The organism is Actinocorallia lasiicapitis, assembly GCF_054778695.1.
Genome location: NZ_BAAGZI010000384.1, coordinates 1 through 5496, shown reverse-complemented (window position 1 = coordinate 5496; position 5496 = coordinate 1). Strand labels below are relative to the sequence as shown.

Here is a 5496-nt window from a genome sequence, read left to right as displayed (position 1 = left end):
CGACCAGGCCGGCCGCGCCGCGCGCGCCCAGCTCCGCCAGCAGGCCCGCGATCCGGTCCTCGCCCTCGACCCCGATGCCGAGCAGCAGCCCGCCGGGGGCGGCGGGCAGCTCGTCGAGCGGGTCGTAGATGTGCACGCCGGTGACCTCGGCGTTCGGCTCGCCTGGCAGGGCCACGACACCGACGACCGTCGAGCCCAGATCTTCTAGGACACGCTTCAACCCGGGCGACATGTCAGCAACCGTAGGGGTTTACGTCATTTGTCTGCTAGATCGGGATGTACTCGGTTCGCACCGTCAGTTCTTTGAGAACTGACAGGTCCGGGGCGACGCCGAGGCCGGGCCCTGTCGGGACGCGCAGGCGGCCGTCCTCCAGGACGAACGGTTCGGTGAGATCGGTCGCGTAGTAGCGGGACGACGCCGAGGTGTCGCCCGGGAGAGTGAAGTTCGGCAGCGCGGCCAGGGCGACGTTCGCGGCGCGGCCGATGCCCGTCTCCAGCATTCCGCCGCACCAGACCGGCACGCCGAGCGCCGCGCACACGTCATGGATCCGGCGGGCCTCCAGGAACCCGCCGACCCGCCCCGGCTTGATGTTGACGATCGCCGCCGCGCCCCGGCGGATCGCGTCGGCCGCGATCCGCGCCGAAGTGATCGACTCGTCCAGGCAGACGGGGGTGGTGAGCCGCCGGGCCAGTTCGGCGTGGCCGGCCAGATCGTCCTCCGGCAGCGGCTGCTCGATCAGCAGCAGGTCGAACGGGTCCATCCGGGCGAGGTGGCGGGCGTCGGCGAGGGTGTAGGCGGTGTTGGCGTCGGTCTGGAGCAGGATGTCGGGGTGGCGTTCGCGGACGGCGCGGACCGGGGCGACGTCCCAGCCCGGCTCGATCTTCAGTTTGATCCGGCGGTAGCCCTCGGCGAGGTAGCCGTCGACGGCGTCGAGCAGCTCGGGGATCGAATCCATGATCCCGACCGAGACCCCGGAGTCCACCGCCGGGCGGACCGCGCCCAGGAACTCCCCGAACGAGGTGTTCCGGCGGCGCAGCCACAGATCGAGGATCGCGGACGACACCGCGCTCTTGGCCATGGGATGGCCGTGGACCGGCGCGAACGCCCGCTCCGTCGCCCACGGATCTTCCCTGACCAGCGGCGCGAGGAAGGCGCGGATCACGTCGGCGGCACCGTCCACGTACTCCGGCGAGTAGACGGGGCCGCTGAGCGCGACGCACTCGCCCCAGCCCTCCGCGCCGTCCGCGACGGCCCGCACCAGCAGGACCATCCGCTCGGTCTCGGTGCCGAACGACGTGCGGAACGGGGCGACCAGCGGCAGCCGCACCCATTTCAGTTCGAGCCCTTCGATGCTCACGGCGCCTCCACCACATAGAAACCGTCGCGGGTGATCCCGGTGATCCGACGTCCGGCGGACGTCCGCGGTTCGAGCGCCGCCCGCAGCGACCGCCGCCACTCCCCCGCGACGGCGGGGCGCGCCCCACGCAACGCCTCGATGTCGGGGGGCACGGCGACCAGCACCACTTTGGCGTCGCCCGGGGTCGTCAGGGGACGGTCGTCCACGCAGGACAGGACGGTCAGCGCGCCGTCCGCCAGCAGCTCCGCGGTCACCGGGACGGCCGCGGGCCGCTCCCGCTCCAGCTCCCAGACGGTGTGGAGCCGGTCGGACGGCGAGCCGGCGTTCAGCCCGTCGTCCATCGCGCCGTAGAAGTCGGTGAGGTAGCGGTCGGGGAGCGCGCCCAGCACCTCCAGGTTGAAATGGGCGTTCCTGCGGACCAGCGGGTCGAAGGTCCACTCGACCCGGCCGATGCCCCTGTCGAGCGCCCACGCGCGCTGGTGCCGCTTGATCGCACGGCCGACGCCGAGCCCGCGCGCGCCCGCCGCGACCCCGGTGATGTGGGAGTGCAACGCTCCACCGGCGGTCAGGAAACCCGCCGCGGCCCCGATCAGCGCTCCCTCCGCGAAGGCGCCGACCACATAGTTGCCGGTGAACGACCAGGCGCGCGGCAGCCCCGCCTCGAGCAGCGGACGGCCCCACACCCGGCTGAGCAGCGCGGCCGCCTCCCGGCACGAGGCGGCGCCCGCCAGCTCGGCCACTTCCATCGGGACAGCCGCCCCGCCACGCACGATCACAGGTCCAGCGTGCCCATCCGGGCACCCCGTACTCATCGTCCGAAAAGCCAACCCGCGGCCGGTTGTTCGTCCGATCCGACCAGATCGGCGATCAGCGCGGACAGCAGGGCGGCGCGGTCCGGGAGCGCCGTCAGGTCGACCCATTCGCCTTCGGCGTGGGCTCCGCCGCCGACGGCGCCCAGGCCGTCGACGGTGGGGATGCCGAGGGCGGCGGTGAGGTTGCCGTCCGAGCCGCCGCCCACGGACGCCTCGTGGAGCGGCGGCAGACCGAGCGTCGCGGCCACGGTGACGGCCCGTTGGAACAGACCGAAACTCGCCGATCGGGGGAACGGGCCGCGCGCCGGACCGTCCTCGATCCGGAGGGCGGCGCCGGGCAGCCGGGGCCGGAGCGTGTGCAGGGCGTCACGGACCCTGGTCAGTTCGGCGCGGTCGAAGGCCCGGACGTCGATCTCGAGGGTCGCCGCCGCGGGGACGGTGTTCGCGGTCGTCCCGGCGCGGGAGGCGGCGGGGGTGACGGTGGTGCCGCGGTCGGGGTCGGCGAGCGCCGCGACGGCAAGGGTCTGGTGGGCCAGTTCGACGCCCGCGTTGATCCCCCGTTCGGGGTCGAGGCCGGCGTGCGCGGCGCGTCCCGTGACGTGCAGGGTGTAGCGGGCGAGGCCCTTGCGGGAGGTCTTGAGCGCGCCGTCGGCGCTCGGTTCGGCGACCAGGACGGCTTCGGCGTGCGCGGCCAGCTCCTCGATCAGGGCGCGGGAGGTCCGCGATCCCGTCTCCTCGTCCGAGGTGACCAGGAGGGTGACGTCCGAGCGGTCGGGCAGGGCCGCCAGGGCGTGGAGGGCCTGCACCAGGCCCGCTTTCATGTCGAAGCAGCCGGGCCCCGTGGCGGTCGTCCCGTTGACGGTGAAGGGCCAGCGGGCGAGGGTGCCGAGCGGCCAGACCGTGTCGTAGTGGCCGAGGACCAGCACGCGGGGGCGCTCACCGCCCCAGCGGAGCTGTTCGCCCAGGACGACCGGTGCGGCGCCGAGGAGGCGGGTTCCGATCGTCGCGAGGAGTTCGCGGCAGGCGGCGAGGGCGGCCGTCTCGCCCGACGGGGACTCCTGGTTCACGAGGGCCGCCAGATCGGCGGTCATCGCGGCGTCAGCCGACACGGGGGTTGGCCCGGGCGCTGTAGTGGACGTAGGGGGTGCCGTCGGGGAGTTCGTAGAAGACGAACGGGATCCAGGCGGGATCGTCGTCGGCCCTGCCCACGAAGGTGGTCTCGTCGACGGGGATGAGGTCGATCTCCAGCGGCGGCCGCAGCTCGGCCAGGCCCGGCGTGGTCGTCTCGACGGTCGCGTGCAGCCCGGGGCCGCGGCCGCTGATCGTCGTCCGGACGTGTTTGCGGTCGTACAGGCCGATGTACCGCTCCAGGTCGACGTGGACGGGTTCGGCGGGCGGCTGGAGCGTCGGCCGGACGCGCAGCCCCGCCAGCTCGGTGAAGAGTTCCGTGGCGAGGGCCTGGCGGAGGGCGCCGTCGTGGCCGCCGTTCGTGCAGAGCGCGACGACCAGGTCGAGGTCGGGGACCAGCCAGAGGGCGGCGTTCTGGCCGATGGTGCTGCCGGAGTGCCAGAGGATCGGCAGGCCGTCCCACCAGTCGAGGATCCAGCCGAGCCCCCAGTGGCTGCCCAGGGAGTGGCGGTTGGGGAGTTCGATCTGGGGTTGGCGCATCGCGGCCGTCGAGGCGGGGGTGAGGAGGGAGCCGTCGAGGTGGGCGAGGCCGAAGGAGACGACGTCGGCGGCCGTCGAGCAGATCAGGCCGGCGGGGCCGATCGACCGCATCAGACCCCAGGTGGGGGTGGGGGCGTAGGACGGGGCGAGATGGCCGACGGCGGCGCGGTGCAGGATCGCCTCCTCCGGCAGGGTGACGGTGTGCTCCAGGCCGAGCGGGGCGATGAGCTGGCGGCGCAGGGCGTCGTCCCAGAGTTCACCGGTCAGCTTCTCGATGATCCGGCCGAGGACGGGGAAGCCGGCGTTGACGTAGGACTGGGTCGCGCCGAGCGGGTGGAGCTGGGTGAGGTCGGCACAGGCCGCGACGTACTTCTCCAGGCAGTCGTCGCCCCGGCCGGTGTCCAGGAAGAGGTCGCCGTCGATGCCGGAGGTGTGGGTGAGGAGGTGGCGGACGGTCACCGTCTTGCTGACGTGCGGGTCGGCCACCGCGAACTCCGGCAGCAGCTCCTGGACGGGGGTGTCGACCGTCAGCAGGCCCTGCTCGGCGAGGAGCATGATCTGGGTGGCCGTCCAGATCTTGGTGATCGAGCCGATCTGGAAGAGGGAGTCGGGGGTGGCGGCCACGCCCGTCCGGCGGTTGAGCACCCCCGCCGCGAACTCGTGCCGCTCTCCCCGGTGCGCGTACGCCAGCGTCGCGCCCGGAACGTCATATGCGGCGATCAGCTCGCCCAGCCGCGTGCCCCAGTTCACATCTGGACCCTAACCGGAAATATCCGGACGGCTCATCGTCGGTCTCGACGAATACCTCTAGGGTGATCGTCCATGTTCGACGTGGTGCTCAAGGGCGGCGACGTCCACGATGGTCTCGGTTCGCCTTCCGTCACGGCCGATGTGGGGGTGGCGGACGGGCGGGTCGTCGCGATCGGGCGGGGGCTGGGGGCGGCGCGGCGGATCGTCGACGTCGACGGGCTGGCCGTCGCGCCCGGGTTCGTCGACCCGCACTGCCACTCCGATCTGGTGCCCGCGCTGGCCGAGCCGCAGCCGTTCAAGCTGCTCCAGGGGGTGACGACCGAGGTCAACGGGAACTGCGGGTTCTCCTTCGGCCCGGTGACCGAGGAGTACCGGGAGCTGATGTCGGCGTACGCGGGGGCGCCGGTGCGGGCCGGGTCGTTCGCCGAGCATCTGGCGGAGATGGAGGCGGCGGGGCCGACCAACCATATGGCGACGCTGGTCGGGCATTCGACGCTGCGGATGGCCGTCGCCGGGTTCGACGCCTCGCTGTCGGAGGCGGCGACTGCCGAGATGTGCCGGTTGGCCGACGAGGCGTTCGCGGCGGGGGCGTGCGGGCTGTCGAGCGGGCTGATCTACCCGCCGGGGTCGTTCGCGGAGACGTCCGAGCTGATCGCGCTGGCGCGGGTCGCGCACCGGTACGGGCGGCCGTACACGACGCATCTGCGGGACGAGGGGCTGGGGCTGGCCGACGCCCTCGACGAGGCCATCGAGATCGCGCGGCGGGCCCGGGTGCGGCTGCAGGTGTCGCACTGCAAGGCGGCGGGGCCGCGCAACCACGGGTCGGCGGGGATGCTGCTGGCGAAGCTGCACGCGGCGCGCGTCGAGGGGATCGACGTGCGCGGCGACCAGTATCCGTATCTCGCGGG

At 73.0% G+C, this 5496-nt stretch carries 5 protein-coding genes and 1 pseudogene; 1 reads left to right on the top strand and 5 read right to left on the bottom strand.

Annotation, left to right across the window (positions count from 1 at the left end; all coding sequences use genetic code 11):
• The 5 genes and pseudogenes from ACYVE7_RS28245 to ACYVE7_RS28225 form a co-directional block, all read right to left on the bottom strand.
• Positions 1–232 (bottom strand): annotated as a pseudogene (locus tag ACYVE7_RS28245) (PucR family transcriptional regulator); the annotation flags it as partial.
• A gap of 34 nt (positions 233–266) precedes the next feature.
• On the bottom strand, positions 267–1358 hold the full coding sequence (gene menC, locus ACYVE7_RS28240; protein WP_460368808.1) for an o-succinylbenzoate synthase: 1092 nt from the start codon (positions 1356–1358) through the stop codon (positions 267–269).
• Positions 1355–2134 carry a GNAT family N-acetyltransferase gene (locus ACYVE7_RS28235; protein ID WP_460368806.1) on the bottom strand — a complete coding sequence of 260 codons (780 nt, stop codon included), beginning with the start codon at positions 2132–2134 and terminating at the stop codon, positions 1355–1357. Before ACYVE7_RS28235 ends, menC begins: the two co-directional genes overlap by 4 nt.
• A 32-nt stretch (positions 2135–2166) precedes the next feature.
• Positions 2167–3279, bottom strand: coding sequence for a M20 family metallopeptidase (locus ACYVE7_RS28230; RefSeq protein WP_460368804.1), 1113 nt, complete (start codon positions 3277–3279; stop codon positions 2167–2169).
• A complete protein-coding gene (locus tag ACYVE7_RS28225) occupies positions 3269–4588 on the bottom strand; it encodes a serine hydrolase domain-containing protein (RefSeq protein ID WP_460368802.1) in 1320 nt (439 codons plus the stop codon). Before ACYVE7_RS28225 ends, ACYVE7_RS28230 begins: the two co-directional genes overlap by 11 nt.
• A 72-nt stretch (positions 4589–4660) precedes the next feature.
• On the opposite strand from ACYVE7_RS28225, the gene ACYVE7_RS28220 reads away from it, so the two are divergent.
• Positions 4661–5496 (top strand): N-acyl-D-amino-acid deacylase family protein (locus tag ACYVE7_RS28220; protein ID WP_460368800.1); only part of this gene is annotated, 836 nt, incomplete at its 3' end.